We start from the raw sequence: 16,652 nt of genomic DNA on the forward strand, positions 1-16,652 counted from the left end.
GAGCGCCCCCCTAAACGGGACGCAGGCTTACGTCCATGCGGAAGCTGCGCGTTGCGCCGGGATCGAGCAGCACCACGCCGGGCTTTTCGCGGAAATCACCAGCAAACCCTTGAGGGTCCGCATGACCCGCCCAGGGCTCTATGCAGATGTAGCGAGCGCCGGGAACCTGCCACACGCCGAGCGACGGCGTATCGGGAAATGCGATGTCGAGCCAGGCCCCGCCTTCTGCTCCATAAGACAGTGAGCGGCTGGAAAGCTTGTCCCAGATCATCGCGTCGGCGCGGAACAGGTCTTCGGAAAGCATCAGTTCGCACCCGACGATCGCGGTCGGCTCTCCCGCATCGAGCAGCAGTCCGGTCTCGCGCGAGACACGGCGCACGTCCTGTGGCTCATCGCTGTCGAACACCAGCTTGTGCGCGGCCTTGTCCGGCCCGCCCGGAAGCGGCCATGCGAATGCCGGGTGATAGCCGAAGCTGAAGGGCAGCGGCCCGGAATTCGGATTGGTGATGCTCGCCTCTGTGAACAGCGTCATGCCTTCAACCCGGAAGGTCACCTCCAGCACGAAGCCGAACGGATAGACGGCGCGCGTATCGGGCGAATCCGTCAGCCGGAACCGCGCCAGCCCATCCTCGACATGGACCGGGGCAAACAGGCTCCGCCGCGCGAATCCGTGACGGGGCAGCGGATAGTCCTTCCCGTCGAGCCGCAACACATCGCCACTCAGCGATCCCACAATCGGAAACAGCAGCGGCGCGTGTCCTCCCCAGAACACCGGGTCGGCATCGGTCATGTATTCGCGGCCGACCGCCTCGGTCAGGGACCACAGCTCCGCGCCGAGCGGATTGATCCGCGCGGTCAGGCCACCGCTGGAAATCGTGACCAGCTCGTCGCTCATCCGCGCAACGTTGCGCCCTGCTTCGCGGCAGCTGCAACCACCTTGTCGGCAATCGCCTTCAGGGCGGCCTCGTCATAGGACTTCTCGACCGGCTGCAGCGTCACTTCGATGGCAAGGCTCTTGTGACCTTCGGGCACGCCTGCGCCGCGGAAATCATCGAACACGCGCGCTGCCACGATGTTGACCTTGTCCGCACCCTTGACCGAGCGCAGCAGATCGCCCGCCGCGACATCGGCCGCAACGAGAAAGGCGAAGTCGCGCGTCACCGCCTGCAACGGCGGCGGCGCGAAGTGCGGACGGGCGAAACTGCCTGCGCCCTTCTTCGCCGGGATCCGGTCGAGGAACAGTTCGACCGCGACGACGGGTCCACCGATGTCGAAGGCCTTTGCGGTGGCCGGATGCAGCACACCAAAGCGTGCCAGCACCGTCTTGGGCCCCAGACGCAGCGTAGCCGACTGCCCCGGATGGAACTGCGCTCCCGCCTCGCCCATGACCTGAAGATTGTCGACCGGAGCGCCAGCTTCGGCCAGCAGCGCCAGTGCCTCGGCCTTGGCGTCAAAAGCATCGAAGCCCTGTGCCTTGCCTATGGCCCAGCCGCGCGCAACTTTCTCTCCCGCGAGCACCACGGCGAGGCTCAGCTTCTCGTCGCTGGCACCATCGGCCCCGCGCAGATAGCGGCGTCCGATCTCGAACAGGCGCACACTGTCGGCACCGCGATCGAGATTGCGCTTCACCGCCGACAACAGGCCGGGCAGCAGCGAAGGGCGCATGACCTTGAGGTCTTCGGAAATCGGATTGGCCAGCGCCCACAATGCTTCACCATCGGCGAAGTGCGCGGCTTCTACGTCGGGAAGGAACGACCAGGTGACCGCCTCGTGCAGGCCACGCGCAGCAGCAGCGCGGCGCACGCGGCGTTCGAGCATCTGCACCGGCGTCGCCGTGGGCTTGGCCACGCCATCTGCGCGCGGCAGCGGAGTTGACGGCACCGCATCGAGGCCGTGCACGCGGATCACTTCCTCGACGATATCGGGCGCGCCGTCGACATCGGGCCGCCAGGTCGGCACCGTGACCGACCAGTCGTCCGATACGGCAAAGCCGAGCGCGGCGAGAATGCGCTTCTGCTCGCCATTGGCGACATCGATGCCGCCGAGGCTGCCAGCCAGCGCCGGATCATAGGTGACGGTCTTGCGCGCCAGCGGCGGCTGCCCGGCGCGGACGACTTCGGATGCCTCGCCGCCGCAGATCTCGAGGATCAGCGTGGTCAGCAGGTCCATGCCGGTATCGAGGAACGCCGGATCGACACCGCGCTCGAACCGTCCGCGCGCGTCCGAGGCGAGTGCGAGCGCCTGACCGGTGCGCGCAATCGACGGCGGATCGAAATATGCCACCTCAAGCAGGACATCGGTCGTGTCCTCGTCGCAGCCCGAATGTTCACCGCCCATGATCCCGGCGATGTCGTGCACGCCGGCATCGTCGGCAATTACCGTCATCCAGGGTTCGAGCGCATATTCCTTGCCGTTGAGCGCAGTGACCTTCTCGCCCGCCACCGCCTTGCGCGCGACGACCGCACCGCTCAGCTTGGCGAGGTCATAAGCATGCGCGGGACGGCCATAGCCGAGCATCACGAAGTTGGTGACGTCTACCAGCGCCGAGATCGGGCGCTGGCCCGCGCTCTTGAGGTAGTCCTGCATCCATTTCGGGCTGGGACCGTTCTTCACGCCGCGAATGACGCGACCGAAAAAGGCGGGGCAGCCTTCGGTGTCGTCGGTGCGAACCTCGACCGGACAAGGGAAGCTTCCTGCCACCGGTGCCGCCGCGATCGATTTCAACACGCCAAGCCCCGCTGCTGCCAGATCGCGCGCGATGCCATAAACGCCCATGCAATCGGGCCGGTTGGGGGTGATCGCAACGTCGAACACCGGGTCGGATCCGATGTAGTCGGCAAAGCTCATGCCCACCGGCGCGTCTTCTGGCAGTTCGATGATCCCGTCGTGATCCTCGCCCAGACACAGCTCGCGCGTCGAACACATCATGCCGTTGGATTCGACGCCACGGATTGCCGACTTGCGCAGTTCCATGCCGTTGGCCGGAACCACCGCGCCCGGAAGCCCGAGTACGCCGACCAGGCCCGCACGGGCATTGGGCGCACCGCAGACGACCTGGAGCGGGGCGCCGTTACCGGTATCGACCGAGAGCACCTGCAGCTTGTCGGCCTGGGGATGCTTGTCCGCGCTCAGCACACGGGCCACGCGGAATTTCGTCAGCGCGGCCGAGGCATCCTCGATGCCTTCGATCTCAAGCCCAAGCGAGGTAAGCTTTTCGGCGATCAGCTTTGCATCTGCCTTGGTATCGAGGACCGAGCGCAACCACGAGAGCGAGAACTTCACGAACGTACTCCAACACCGCCGGAAAGGGTCGGCACGTCAAGCGCCCCGAAACCGTAGTGGGCCAGCCACCGCGCATCGCCATCGAAGAAGGCGCGCAGATCGTCGAGGCCGTACTTGAGCATGGCGAGGCGATCGACGCCCGTGCCGAATGCAAAGCCCTGCCATTCATTCGGATTGAGCCCGCCGAACTCGATAACCTTGCGGTTGACCATGCCGCTGCCCAGCACTTCCATCCAGCCGCCATCGGCCGCGTCGCCGCTGCCGCCGACCACGCGCTTGCCATTGATCAGCGTGTAGCCGACGTCGACTTCCACCGAAGGCTCGGTGAACGGAAAATAGCTCGGGCGCAGGCGGAGCACGATGTCTTCACGCTCGAAGAACGCCTTGAGGAAGGTCTCGAGCGTCCACTTCAGGTGGCCGAGGTGGATGCCCTTGTCGATGACGAGGCCTTCGATCTGGTGGAACATCGGCGTGTGCGTCGCATCCGAGTCCGAGCGATAGACCCGGCCCGGTGCGATGATGCGCAAGGGCGCGCCTTCCTTCAGCATCGAACGGATCTGCACCGGCGAGGTGTGCGTGCGCAACAGCATGTCCCGCCCTTGCGCGTCCTTGTCCGGGAAATAGAACGTATCGTGCATCGCGCGCGCCGGATGGGTTTCCGGCATGTTGAGCGCGGTGAAATTGTGCCAGTCGTCCTCGATCTCCGGGCCGCTCGCCACGGCAAAGCCCATGTCAGCGAAAATCTCGGCCAGTTCGTCCATCACCTGCGAGACCGGATGCACCGAACCCCTTGGTGTTTCGGGCGCCGGCAGCGAGAGATCGACGGTCTCGGCAGCCAGCCGCGCTTCGAGCGCAGCGCCTTCGAGCGCCGCCTTGCGCGATGCGAGTGCCGCCGTCACCGCTTCACGCGCGGCGTGAATTTTCGGACCCTCGCTCGTGCGTTCCTCGGGCGTCATCCCGCCAAGCGACTTGAGCAGCGCGCTGACCCATCCCTGCTTGCCCAGAGCCGAGACGCGCAGCGCCTCCACGGCCTCGGGCGTGGCCGCATCCGCGATTGCCGCAAGCGTTGCGTGCTGCTGTTGATCGAGCTGTTCCATGCGCGAAGCCGCTAGCGGCAAACGGCGCACTTGAAAAGTCCGCAGCTATGCCCGCAGCGGCGCATCGAGCGCCTGGACGGCGCTGCCCATGAATTCATGGCGCGCCCGCATGACCGCCTCGATCACGGGCTTGGGCGCCATGGCATATTCGCTCGGGCTGGTACCCATGAAGCGATGGAAGTCGCGCACGAACTGCGCCTGATCGTGATAGTGCCCGTCCATTGCCCCGATCCAGTGCAGCGACGGGTCGAGCATGTACTGCACCAGGCTGCGCATGAAGCGCTGGCGGCGCAGCAGCAGGCGCGGGGTGAAACCGAAATAGCGGCGGCATATCCGCTCGAGCGTATGGCCCGGCAGATGCGCGGCTTCAGCCATTTCGCTTACGCTGGAAACGTCGGGGTTCATCAGCGCGGCGTGGGCGGGCAGAATGCGGGGATCTTCTTCGTCCGATCGCTCCAGAGCGTGGTGGAAGAAATCAATGATACGCTGCAATTCGGCCGCCTCGTCCACGGCTTCGCCGAAGATGCTGTCGGCCAGCGGCCTGAAACCCGAAAGGAACGGCGCACTTTCCACAGCGTAGATATGGTCGGCATGAAGGTTCGCCTGAACCTTGAGAAACCGCGCCCAGCCCAGCGGCAGAAAGCCGATACCCCAAATCCGCGATGTTCCCACCGTGAACCGGAGCGTCGTGCTGGTGGGTCCTGTGAAGTTGGCCGCTGCGCCGCCGAACGGCGGCTGACCAGGCAGTTCGGAGTCCGGAAGGTCCCCGCTGTAGACGCGCAGGTTGGCCCATTCGGGATGGAGGCGATCGGTAACTCGCCCACCCGAGGGCACATCGATCTCGGTCAGATAGAAGGTCGTGAAATAGCGGCTCAGCCGCTCTGGCGGCCGATGGAATCGAACCCGGACTGTACAGTCCCCGGTCAAGATAATGTGCGCCCCGTTTTCTCAGTCGTACCTGTCCTGCGCACAGTGCATCGCAGCGTAATGAGTCGCAACGAAAAAGGGGCCGGCTCCCTCAGGAACCCGCCCCTTCTTGTCTTGCACGATCGCTGGCGATCAGGCGGCGGGAAGCGCTGCCTTGGCCTGTGCGATAACCGTGGTGAAGATGGCGCCTTCGTTCATGGCAAGGTCGGCCATCGTCTTGCGGTCCAGTTCGATCCCGGCCAGCTTGGTGCCGTGGATGAACTGCGAATAGGTGAGGCCTTCGGCGCGGACAGCGGCGTTGATGCGCTGGATCCACAGGGCGCGGAAGCTGCGCTTCTTAACCTTGCGGTCGCGATAGGCATACTGGCCGGCCTTTTCGACGGCCTGGCGGGCGACGCGGATGGTATTCTTGCGACGGCCACGATAGCCCTTCGCCTGATCCAAAATCCGCTTGTGCTTTGCACGGGTGGTTACACCACGCTTGATACGGCTCATAAGTCAGCGCTCCTCAGTTCAGCCCGTAGGGCGCCCACTTCTTGATCGTCCGCGCATCGGCGTCGGAGATCACGTCAGTGCCGCGGTTCTGGCGGATGTACTTGGCGTTGTGGCTGATCAGGCGGTGGCGCTTGCCGGCAACGCCGTGCTTCACCTTGCCGGTGGCGGTGAGCTTGAAGCGCTTTTTCACGCCGCTCTTCGTCTTCATCTTGGGCATTTTCGTCTCCTGATTACGACGCGTCCGATCTGCCTTGGCAGCCCTTGTGGCCAGGCCGATCATCGAATCCGTGTCGGTTGAAGCTGGGGCCGTTAGGCCAAGCGCTCGGGAAAGGCAAGCAGACTCACGTTACCCCGATGTCCGCCAGGTCGAACGCGGTCGTCTGGTAGGCTTCGTTGATCCAGTTGCCGAACAACAGGTGCCCGTGTCCGCGCCAGGTGTTGGACGGCTGGGCCTGCGGATCGTCGCCGGGGAAGTAATGACGCGGAAGGTACCCGCCCTCATCGCGCGCGTATTCGCCTGCCAGGGTCAACGTGTCGTATTCGAGGTGGTTGAACATGTGCAAAGTGCGCTGCGCCGGATCGTCGATCAGGCACAGACCGGTCTCGGCGCTCTCGGCCAGAACGCTCAACCCGTGCCCTTCGGGAAGGTCCTCGCGCCGCACCTCGCTCCAGCGCGAGACCGGCACGTCGAACACATCGGGCAGGCCGCGCATGAGGGGATTGGCAGGCGCCTTGTTAGAATGACTGAATACGCCCGAAGCCTTGGCCGACAGGTTGTGCTTCTCCACTCCGTGGAAGTGGTGCAGCGCCGCCATGGCGCCCCAGCACAAGGTCAGCGTGCGATGGACGTGGCTCTGCGACCAGTCGAGGATCCTGCGCAACTCGTCCCAGTACGTCACCTCCTCGAAGGCCATCGTCTCGACCGGCGCTCCGGTCACGATCAGTCCGTCGAACTTCTCGGCCTTCACATCTTCCCACGGACGGTAGAATTCGGCGAGGTGGCCAGCAGAAGTGTTCTTGCTGACGTGGTCGGAAATGCGCAGCAGCTCAAGTTCGACCTGCAGCGGGGTGGCCCCGAGAAGCCGCGCGATCTGCGTCTCGGTCGTGATCTTGTCGGGCATCAGGTTGAGCAGCGCGATGCGGATCGGACGGATGTCCTGCCTCGCGGCCTCGGTCTCGCCCATGACGATAACGCCCTCGGCTTCGAGTGTGCGGCGGGCGGGAAGATTGTCGGAAATCCTGATCGGCACGGCGTTTGGTCTTTCTCTCGTATCTGACTGGAGAAGACGCCTGCGGCAGTGTCCGAATAATTGCCGGATCGGCCACATCCCCTTCCCGGTTGACCAACCGATTTCCGGCCGGTTTCCCGCGTCAGGCGCCACCTTGCCCGGAGAGGCAGGTTGGCGTTGGAGCGTCACTCCAACTCTCGATGTATGTCGGTATCTAGGTGCATCCCCGCCCGGATGCAACAGGCACGCACAGCGACGCGATCAGGCGCTGCCGATCTGGCCCGACAGGTGCGAGGGATCGATCCCCTCGCGCTTCCACGCCTGTGTCCAGCGGCGCCCGGTGGGGGTCTCGAAGAGAATCTCGGGTCTGCCATGTGCCGCATACCAACCGTGATGGCGCATCTCGCCTTCGAGTTGGCCAGCGCCCCACCCGGCGTAGCCCAGCGCGACGATGAACTTTGACGGCCCGCGTCCCTCGGCAATGGCGCGCAGGACGTCGAGCGAGGCAGAAAGCTCGCACAACGGGTTGACCGTCACGCTGCCTTCTCCGCCCCAGTCGTTCGAATGGAGCACGAAGCCGCGTGCGGTCTCTACCGGTCCACCGTTCAGCACCGCCGTGTCGGGAGCCACGCCCGGATCGATGCCGATATCCTCCAGCAGACCGTGCAGGGTGATACCCTCGCGCACTTGGCCAACGCCGATTCCCAGCGCACCATGCTCATCGTGCACGCACATTGCGATCACGGCATGATCGAACCGCGGATCGCCCATCCCGGGCATGGCCAGCAGCAGCCTGCCGGCGAGGTACTCAGCTTCGCTCATCATCCGGCAAGATAGGGCTACCGATGGACAATTACGAGGTGCGCGCGATCACGCCGCCACCTTCATGCTGCGTTCCTCGGCAGCCTCGAGCAACTTCTTCTCGACGGTCTTCATCCGGCTATCGTTCTCGACCTTCTCGCCAAGAACGTCGGTAACGTAGAAGGTGTCGACCGCGCGCTCGCCATAGGTCGCGATATGTGCCGAATGGACCACCAGCCTTGCCTCGAACAGGGCTCGCGCAAGGCGGTTGAGCAGCGCCGGGCGATCGCGCGCGCCCACCTCGATCACGGTGAAGCGGTTGGACGCCTTATTGTCGAAGATCACGATCGGCCGCACGTCGAAGGCATCGGCGCGCGGACGAGCGAGCGGGCGGGCCATGAGTTGCGGCACCAGCTTTACCCGGTTGGCCAGGGCATCGGCGATCGCGTTCTTCAGCCGCGCAATCTGCGTTGCCTCGTTCAGTGGGCGTCCCAGCGGGTCCTGTACAAGGAAATTGTCGACCGCCGTGCCATTGCGCGCGGTGTGGATGCGCGCGTCGATGATGTTGCCGCCCGCAAGGTGAATGCCGCCGGCGATGCGGTAGAACAGGCCCGGATGGTCGGCCGCCAGCACGGTGACCAGCGTGGCGCCCCGCGCCGGATACCAGTGCGCCTCGACCGAAAGCGGCTCGCCCAGCGCCGAATCCATCTGCTGCAGGTTGAGTGCGATGATGTCCTCGGGTTCGGCAATCCAGTAAGCATCGCCCAGTTGCTTGCCGACGGTGCCGATCAGGGCATCGCGCTCCTTCAGGATCGCGCCCACCGCCTTTTTCTTTGCGATGATGCGTTCTGCACGGCCATGAGTCTTGTGGCCAAGCCGCAGCATCTCCTCGGCCGCGACGAACAGGTCGCCCAGCAACTGCCGCTTCCACGAGTTCCACACGCCAGGACCGACCGCGCGAATATCGACGATGGTCAGTACCAGCAGCAGGCGCAGGCGCTCCTGGCTCTGAACGGTGTTCACGAAATCGGCGATCGTCTTGTAATCGGCAAGATCGCGCTTGAACGCCGTCGCGCTCATCAAGAGGTGCCAGCGCACCAGCCAGGCGACCAGCTCGGTTTCCGCAGCGGACAGGCCCAGGCGCGGACACAGCTTCATCGCCACTTCGGCACCAAGGACCGAATGGTCCCCGCGCCGCCCCTTGGCGATGTCGTGCAGCAGCGTCGCCACATAGAGCACCCGGCGCGAGGCGACCTTGGAAACGACCTCGCTCGCCAACGGATGATCTTCCTTGGCCTCGCCCTTCTCGATCATCGCCAGCAGGCCGATCGCCCGGATCGTGTGCTCGTCCACCGTGTAGTGGTGATACATGTCGAACTGCATCTGCGCGATAACGCGGCCAAAGTCGGGCACGAACCGACCGAACACGCCAGCCTCGTTCATCCAGCGCAGCACAGTTTCCGGATCGTTGCGGCTGGTCAGCACCTCCAGGAACAGCGCGTTGGCGCGCGCGTCCTTGCGCACGCCTGCGTCGATGAGCGTCGCATCGCGCCGCGCGACGCGCATCGATTCGGGATGGATCTCGACCTTCTCGGCCGCCGCGCAGGCAAACAGCTCGATCAGTCGCACCGGGTCCTCGCGGAAGGTCTCGTCCGACGGCACGGCCAATTTGCCGGCGTCGATCACGAACGGCCCCACCTTCTTGCGACGGCGATTGCGCAGCGCTGCAAAGAACCCGCGCTTCTGGCCGGCAAACTGTCCGTCGAGCTGTGCCAGGAACACCCCGGTCAGCGATCCAACCTGCTTTGCCTGCAGGAAGAAGTACTGCATGAACCGCTCGACCGCGCTCTTGCCTGGACGGTCGGCAAAGTTCATCCGCATGGCGACTTCGCGCTGCAGGTCGAAGGTCAACCTGTCTTCGGCGCGGTTGGTCAAAGTGTGAAGGTGGCTGCGAACTGACCAGAAGAAGTTCTCGGCCCGCCGGAACGCCCGGTATTCCTCGGCCGTCAGCAGGCCGACGTCGACCAGCTCCGAAGCGTCGCGCACCTTGTGGATGTACTTGCCGATCCAGTAGAGCGTATGAAGGTCGCGCAGGCCGCCCTTGCCCTCCTTGACGTTGGGCTCGACGACATAGCGACTGTCGCCCAGCCGCTTGTGCCGCTGGTTGCGCTCTTCCAGCTTCTCGGCAACGAACTGCTTCTCTGTGCCGGTCACGACTTCGGCCCAGAAGCGGCGCGACGCCTCCTCGTAAAGATCGCGATCGCCCCAGACGTAGCGCCCTTCGAGCAGCGCGGTGCGGATGGTCAGGTCGCTCTTGGCCATGCGCACGACCTCGTCGAGCGAGCGGCTCGACTGGCCGACCTTCAGCCCCAGGTCCCACAGGTAATAGAGCATCGCCTCGATGACCTGCTCGCACCACGATGTCGGCTTGGTCGGGGTGACGAAGGCAATATCGACGTCGGAATGCGGTGCCATTTCGCCGCGCCCGTATCCGCCGACCGCGAGAATGGCGATGCGCTCGCCCGTCGACCGGTTGCTTGCCCGATAGACCCGCCCGACGATATGATCATAGATCACCCGCACAAGCTGATCGATCAGGAACGCCTGCCCCTGCGCGCACTCGCTGCCAGCCGAAGGTTTTGCCTCGAGCCGCCGCGCGATCTCCGCACGCCCGTCCTCAAGCGCCTTGCGCAGAAGTTCGACCACCACCGGACGCGATTTATCGCCCTGTTCGGCAAAGGCGGCAGCAACGGCGTCGGCAAGCGCGCGGCGGTCAACGATGGCGCGCTGGTTGGCAATCCGGGGAAGCATCATGCCTCCCCTTTAGACTCTCGCGGCTTACCGTCCAATAACAAGTGAATCAGGCGGAGTGCGTGACTTCCCTGGTGTAACGCTCTCGCAAGGAGCGCTTGTCGACCTTTTCGGTGCCGAGGCGCGGCAGAGGTTCGTGCACTTCCCAGAATCGGACCGGAATCTTGAACGGCGCGATATGCTGCTTGAGGAATTCGCGCAGTTCGTCTTCGGTCGCCGAACAGCCCTCCTTGGCCAGATAGACCGCAGCCGGGACCTCGCCGAACTTCTCGTCCGGCAGGCCGAACACGCTCGCCTCGCCGATGCAGGGATGCGCATAGATCGCGCTCTCCACCTCGATGCAGCTGATGTTTTCGCCGCCGCGGATAATGATGTCCTTCTTCCGGTCGACGATGAACAGGTAGCCCTCCTCATCGAGATAGCCGAGATCGCCCGTGCGGAAGTAGCCATCGGGCATTATCGCCTCGCGCGTGGCTTTCTCGTTGTCCCAGTATCCGATGAAATTGCAGATCGACCGGATCGACACTTCGCCGACCGCGCCCGCCGGCAGCGCCAAGCCGGCGTCGTCCAGAATGGCTAGGTCGACCAGCGGGCGTGATGCGGTGCCGGTCGAACCGGGCTTGGCGAGATAATTCTCATTGAGATTGCCGCAACCGACGCCATTCGTTTCGGTCAGGCCATAGCCGATCAGCGGGAACGCATGGGGCAAGGCCTTGCGCAGCCGGTCGACGTGCTCGATCGGGCGCGGTGCGCCGCCTGCCGCGAAGGAAACACACGTCGAAAGATCGTACTTCTCGCGATCGGGATGGGTCGCGATCTCGAAGCTCATCAGCGGCACGCCGACGAAGTAGGTCACCCGCTCGGCCTCGATCAGGCGCATGGCCTCGACCGCGTCCCACTTGGGCATGAGCACCAGCTTGCGCCCCAGCGCGAACGACTGGAGGAAAACCGGGACTTCGCCGGTCACGTGGAACAGCGGCACGTTGACCAGCGTGGTCGGCTGCACGTCAGCCGGGGGCGCGGAGCCGCGCGCGGTCATGATCCCGAGCATCGCGACAGACTGCGCGACGTAGTTCATCGTCCCCTGCACCACACCGCGATGATCGGAATAGGCGCCCTTTGCCATCCCGGTCGATCCCGAAGTAAACAGCACCGTGGCCAGATCATCGCCGGTGAGATCGGGCAGGATCGTCTCCATACCGCCGCCCTTGGCCAGCAGCGTGCCCAGGCCCTGCTCATAGGCGCAGTCGTGCGCCATCGGCAGCAGCGTTGCGCCATGGGCGTGCCCTTCAAGACGCTTGGCGCGGGCCCCATCGGCAATCAGGTAACGGCAATCGACGAGGTCCACACCGTGGGCCAGTTCCTCGCCCTGCCACCAGCCATTCAGCAGGGTCGCGCAGCCGCCTGCCATCAATACTGCCATGTAGGCGATTACCCAGTTGGCCGAATTGCGCGCGGCAAGCCCCACGCGCTCGCCCTTCTGCAGGCCATGACCTTCCACAAGTCCGCCCGCGACGTGGCGCGCGGCCTTGTAGATCTCGGCAAAGCTCAGGCGAATGTCGCCATCGACGATGAAGGTCTTTTCGCCCTGCGTTGCGGCGAAGTACGCGAAGTAGGCGGGAAGGTGCGGCGGCGCGGCCGCGATCATTGGCAGGTCCCTGCCGAACCGCCGGATCGGAACCGTATGGAACATTCCACCCTCGGCCGTCAGCGCGCCGAATGCGCTGTCCATGGCAAGATCCAGCTCGGTCTTCATGTCGTCCTTTCAGTCTCCCGGCCCGCTGGCGCATCGTGCGTGTGCCTTTTCGGGTTTGCCTGTGGCCTTCGCCCTGTGCCAATACGCTACCTCAAAGGGCGCGATTTGCAGCACGGAAACGGGTCCATTCAGAAGTTTGTAGGGAGTTCGCCACTTGCTGTCACTACTGTCAACAGCGACGCCGCTTGCCGTAGCGTCCGCTGCCGCAAGCGTGGCTTCTGCGGCGGTTACCGGGCCGATTCGCTGGGAAGACCTCGGCGTTTCCCCGATAGCGCTCGACCTCGGTTTCTTTGCGCTGAAATGGTATTCGCTGGCCTATCTCGCAGGCATTATCCTGGGCTACTGGCACCTTTCGAAAATGATCCGCCAGCCCGGCTCGCCCATGGCCCAGCGCCACGCCGACGACCTCTTCTTCTACGCCACGCTCGGCATCATTCTGGGCGGACGCCTGGGCTATGCGATATTCTACGCGCCCGAGTTGCTCACCCACCCGCAGAACCTTCTGAAGCTTTGGGAAGGCGGGATGAGCTTCCACGGCGGCCTTGTCGGCACGGTCCTCGCGATCGCCTGGGTCGCCTGGCGCGGCAAGCTGAATTTCGTGCGCCTGTGCGATTACATCGCGGTCTGCGTGCCGTTCGGCCTGCTGTTCGGACGCCTCGCCAATTTCATGAACGGTGAGCTGTGGGGCCGCGAAGCTGGCCGCGACGTGCCCTGGGCGATGGTCTTCCCCGGCGGCGGCCCGCTCGCACGCCACCCCAGCCAGCTCTACGAGGCGGCGCTCGAGGGCCTGCTGCTCGCAATTGTCCTGCTTATCCTGTTCTGGAAGACCAAGGCACGCTGGCGTCCCGGCCTGCTCGTGGGCACCTTCACATTCGGATATGCACTGGCGCGCTTCACCGTCGAATACTTCCGCGAACCCGATGCCCAGCTTCAGGACTTTGCCATGCGCACCGGCCTGTCGATGGGGCAGTGGCTGACGATCCCGATGATGGCCGTCGGCCTGTTCTTTCTGATTCGCGCTCTGGTGCGCAAGCCGCTCTCTGCCGCCGGTGCCGGCGCAGGACCCATCCCCGCGTGAGCGCACCCCTGCTTGAGATCTTCGCGCGGCTGATCGCCAACACCGGACCGATCAGCATCGCGCACTACATGGCCGAATCCAACGCGCGTTATTATTCCAGCCGCGATCCCTTCGGCGTTGCCGGCGATTTCATAACCGCGCCTGAAATCAGCCAGATGTTCGGCGAACTGATCGGCCTGTGGATGGCCGACATGTGGATCCGCGCAGGCCGCCCGGAGCCGGTCCACTACGTCGAACTGGGGCCGGGCCGCGGCACGCTTGCCCGCGATGCGCTTGGCGCTGCGCGCCGTTACGGGCTCATTCCGAAGATCCATTTCGTCGAAACCAGCACTGCGCTCAAGGCGCTCCAGCTCGAGTTGCATCCGCAGGCACAGTGGCATGCAGATCTCTCGACGCTGCCGACCGATGGCCCGCTGCTCATCGTCGCCAATGAATTTCTCGATGCCCTGCCGGTCAGGCAACTGGTGCGGATGGGCGGCGGCTGGCGCGAACGCATGGTCGGGCTCGACGACGGACGCCTGGTGCCGATCGCAGGCTCGCAACCGATGGATAACGCTGTTCCTCCAGCGCTGCGCGAGGCACCGGAAGGCACGATTCTCGAAACCTCGCCCGCCTCTGCCGCCGTGCTTTACGAAGTCGCCGGACGACTCGCGACGCAAGGCGGCGCGGCCCTGTTCTTCGATTACGGCAGCGCCGAGCCACGCTTCGGCTCGACGCTTCAGGCCGTGCGCGAACACCGCAAGGTCGATGTCTTTGCCAGTCCGGGCGAGGCGGATCTTACTGCCCACGTCGATTTTTCGGTGCTGGCACCGATCGCCCAGTCGCGTGGACTGCGCTGGCTCGGAACGGTCGAACAGGGTCGCTGGCTGCGCGCTCTCGGCATCGAGGCGCGCGCGCAGGCTCTGGCCGAATTCGCTCCGGCCCATGCCGGCGCAATCCATGCCGCGCGCGAGCGGTTGACGGGGGAGGGCCAGATGGGCGTGCTGTTCAAGGTCATGGGCCTTGCAGCACCCGCGTGGCCCGAAGCGGCTGGATTCTAGCGAATCTCCCCAATCGGCGCGCAGGGTGGCAAATGCTGCCAAAAGCGGCGCGAATCCGCCGTGTTTCCCATACCAAAATGCCTGTTGGCAAAGCCGTAGCTTTGCGTCTATCAGGCGCGCCAAGTGGGGGCTGGCAGAGCGCATTTGCGCGTGCCCGGCTCCCGTGCGGCTCGGGCATTCCCATCCGGGGTTTTCCAGGCCGTATCAAAGGGGCAAGTTGGACCGCGTGCGATCCGCGCGCGCGGCGGCAGCAGGCAGGGAATTTCAATGGCTGATGAGGCGAGCATCGACACTCCGGAAGTAACCGGAGAGGGCGTGCGCCGACGCGATTTCATCAATATCGCGGCGGTGAGTTTTGCGGGTGTAGGCGGCGCTGCCGTCATTCTCCCGCTGGTAAGTCAGATGGCGCCCTCGGCGGACGTTCTGGCAGAAAGCTCGACCGAGATCGACATCTCGGCGATCCAGCCGGGACAGGCGATCAAGGCCGTGTTCCGCAAGCAGCCGGTGTTCATCCGCAACCTCACCCCGGCTGAAATCGCCGAGGCCGAGAAGGTCGATGTTTCCTCGCTGCGCGATCCGCAGTCGCTGGAAGAGCGCACCAAGGAAGGCAAGACCAACTGGCTCATCACGATGGGCGTCTGCACCCACCTCGGCTGCGTGCCGCTCGGTGCCGGTGAAGGCGAGGTCAAGGGTGAGTTCGGCGGCTACTTCTGCCCCTGCCACGGTTCGTCCTATGATACCGCAGCGCGCATCCGCAAGGGCCCGGCACCGAAGAACCTTGAAGTGCCTACCTATGAATTCTCTTCCGACACTGTCGTGAAGATCGGCTGAGGACAGGACTCATGAGCTTTCCCTGGGCGAACGAATACAAGCCAGGCAACGGCCTGACGCAGTGGCTTGACGAAAAGCTGCCGCTGCCCCGCTTCGTATACAACGCGGTCGGCGCCGGTTACCCGGTCCCCCGCAACCTGAACTACATGTGGAACTTCGGCGTTCTCGCCGGCTTCTGCCTGGTTCTCCAGATCGTAACCGGCGTCATCCTTGCGATGCACTATGCCGCGAACTCGGGCGTTGCGTTCGACTCGGTCGAACACATCATGCGCGACGTGAACTGGGGCTGGATGCTGCGCTACGCGCACGCCAACGGTGCCTCGGCATTCTTCGTCGTCGTCTACCTGCACATCTTCCGCGGCTTCTTCTACTCGTCGTACAAGGCCCCGCGCGAGATGATCTGGCTGCTCGGCGTTGTCATCTTCCTGCTGATGATGGCGACCGCGTTCATGGGCTACGTGCTTCCCTGGGGCCAGATGTCGTTCTGGGGCGCCAAGGTCATCACCGGCCTGTTCGGCGCGATCCCGCTGATCGGCGAACCGCTCCAGCAGTGGCTGCTCGGTGGCTTCGCGCCCGACAACGCCGCGCTGAACCGCTTCTTCAGCCTGCACTTCCTGCTGCCCTTCGTGATTGCCGGTGTCATCATCCTGCACATCTGGGCGCTGCACATCCCCGGCTCGTCGAACCCGACCGGCGTTGAAGTGAAGACCGAGAGCGACACCGTTCCGTTCCACCCGTACTACACGGCAAAGGACGGCTTCGGCCTGGGCGTATTCCTGCTGATCTACTGCGCATTCCTGTTCTTCATGCCGAACGCGCTGGGTCACCCGGACAACTACATCCCGGCAAACCCGCTCTCGACGCCTGCGCACATCGTTCCCGAATGGTACTTCTGGCCGTTCTACGCGATCCTGCGCGCCTTCACGTCGGACTTCTTCTTCATCCCGGCCAAGCTGATGGGCGTCCTTGCGATGTTCTCGGCGATCCTGGTGTGGTTCTTCCTGCCCTGGCTGGACACCTCGCCGGTGCGCTCGGGCCACTACCGTCCGCTGTTCCGCAAGTTCTTCTACGTGCTGGTGCTCGACATTCTCGTGCTCGGCTACTGCGGCGGCGCTCCGGCAGCGGAACCCTTCGTGATGATCTCGCAGATCGCCTCGATGTACTATTTCCTGCACTTCCTCGTCATTCTCCCGATCGTCTCGTCGATCGAGAAGCCGGCCCCGCTGCCGTTCTCGATCACCGAAGCCGTTCTCGGCAAGGATGAGAGCGCCGTGCTCAACGCCAACCCCGCTGCTGCCTGAGCCA

14 protein-coding genes and 1 riboswitch are annotated in these 16,652 nt (G+C 64.4%); of the genes, 4 read left to right on the forward strand and 10 right to left on the reverse strand.

What is annotated here, in order from left to right:
- Window positions 1-10: 10 nt before the first annotated feature.
- The 10 genes from AC2A04_RS15390 to AC2A04_RS15435 all read right to left on the reverse strand — a co-directional run bounded on the left by AC2A04_RS15390 (window position 11) and on the right by AC2A04_RS15435 (window position 12,398).
- Window positions 11-895 carry an aldose 1-epimerase family protein gene (locus tag AC2A04_RS15390; protein ID WP_484213243.1) on the reverse strand — a complete coding sequence of 295 codons (885 nt, stop codon included), beginning with the start codon at window positions 893-895 and terminating at the stop codon, window positions 11-13.
- The gene (gene pheT / locus AC2A04_RS15395; protein ID WP_484213244.1) at window positions 892-3,282 is read right to left on the reverse strand and encodes a phenylalanine--tRNA ligase subunit beta; all 2,391 of its coding nucleotides are present in this window, start codon (window positions 3,280-3,282) and stop codon (window positions 892-894) included. The genes AC2A04_RS15390 and pheT overlap by 4 nt, the downstream gene beginning before the upstream one ends.
- Window positions 3,279-4,379, reverse strand: coding sequence for a phenylalanine--tRNA ligase subunit alpha (pheS, locus tag AC2A04_RS15400; RefSeq protein WP_484213245.1), 1,101 nt, complete (start codon window positions 4,377-4,379; stop codon window positions 3,279-3,281). Before pheS ends, pheT begins: the two co-directional genes overlap by 4 nt.
- Window positions 4,380-4,424: 45 nt before the next feature.
- A complete protein-coding gene (locus AC2A04_RS15405; RefSeq protein ID WP_484213246.1) occupies window positions 4,425-5,306 on the reverse strand; it encodes a helix-turn-helix domain-containing protein in 882 nt (293 codons plus the stop codon).
- Window positions 5,307-5,438: 132 nt separating this feature from the next.
- Window positions 5,439-5,801, reverse strand: coding sequence for a 50S ribosomal protein L20 (gene rplT, locus AC2A04_RS15410; RefSeq protein WP_484213247.1), 363 nt, complete (start codon window positions 5,799-5,801; stop codon window positions 5,439-5,441).
- A gap of 13 nt (window positions 5,802-5,814) precedes the next feature.
- Window positions 5,815-6,018, reverse strand: coding sequence for a 50S ribosomal protein L35 (gene rpmI / locus AC2A04_RS15415; protein ID WP_379500618.1), 204 nt, complete (start codon window positions 6,016-6,018; stop codon window positions 5,815-5,817).
- Between the two features lie 124 nt (window positions 6,019-6,142).
- Window positions 6,143-7,051 carry a homoserine O-succinyltransferase gene (locus AC2A04_RS15420; RefSeq protein WP_484213248.1) on the reverse strand — a complete coding sequence of 303 codons (909 nt, stop codon included), beginning with the start codon at window positions 7,049-7,051 and terminating at the stop codon, window positions 6,143-6,145.
- Window positions 7,052-7,097: 46 nt separating this feature from the next.
- Window positions 7,098-7,239, reverse strand: a riboswitch (SAM-I-IV-variant riboswitch).
- Between the two features lie 52 nt (window positions 7,240-7,291).
- Window positions 7,292-7,852, reverse strand: a complete 561-nt coding sequence (locus AC2A04_RS15425; protein ID WP_484213249.1) for a YqgE/AlgH family protein — start codon at window positions 7,850-7,852, stop codon at window positions 7,292-7,294.
- Between the two features lie 48 nt (window positions 7,853-7,900).
- Window positions 7,901-10,645 carry a [protein-PII] uridylyltransferase gene (locus AC2A04_RS15430; RefSeq protein ID WP_484213250.1) on the reverse strand — a complete coding sequence of 915 codons (2,745 nt, stop codon included), beginning with the start codon at window positions 10,643-10,645 and terminating at the stop codon, window positions 7,901-7,903.
- 46 nt (window positions 10,646-10,691) lie between these two features.
- Window positions 10,692-12,398, reverse strand: coding sequence for a class I adenylate-forming enzyme family protein (locus tag AC2A04_RS15435; RefSeq protein WP_484213251.1), 1,707 nt, complete (start codon window positions 12,396-12,398; stop codon window positions 10,692-10,694).
- Between the two features lie 166 nt (window positions 12,399-12,564).
- On the opposite strand from AC2A04_RS15435, the gene lgt reads away from it, so the two are divergent.
- The 4 genes from lgt (at window position 12,565) to AC2A04_RS15455 (ending at window position 16,648) form a co-directional block, all read left to right on the forward strand.
- The gene (lgt, locus tag AC2A04_RS15440; RefSeq protein WP_484213421.1) at window positions 12,565-13,476 is read left to right on the forward strand and encodes a prolipoprotein diacylglyceryl transferase; all 912 of its coding nucleotides are present in this window, start codon (window positions 12,565-12,567) and stop codon (window positions 13,474-13,476) included.
- Entirely contained in the window at window positions 13,473-14,516 is a 1,044-nt protein-coding gene (locus AC2A04_RS15445) for a class I SAM-dependent methyltransferase (RefSeq protein WP_484213252.1), read from the forward strand. The genes lgt and AC2A04_RS15445 overlap by 4 nt, the downstream gene beginning before the upstream one ends.
- Window positions 14,517-14,783: 267 nt before the next feature.
- Entirely contained in the window at window positions 14,784-15,347 is a 564-nt protein-coding gene (petA, locus tag AC2A04_RS15450) for a ubiquinol-cytochrome c reductase iron-sulfur subunit (RefSeq protein ID WP_484213253.1), read from the forward strand.
- Between the two features lie 11 nt (window positions 15,348-15,358).
- Complete coding sequence (locus AC2A04_RS15455; RefSeq protein ID WP_484213254.1) at window positions 15,359-16,648, forward strand: cytochrome b; 1,290 nt, start codon at window positions 15,359-15,361, stop codon at window positions 16,646-16,648.
- Window positions 16,649-16,652: the final 4 nt, after the last annotated feature.

The sequence above is a fragment of the Novosphingobium sp. HNCC26DJ243 genome (assembly GCF_057180545.1).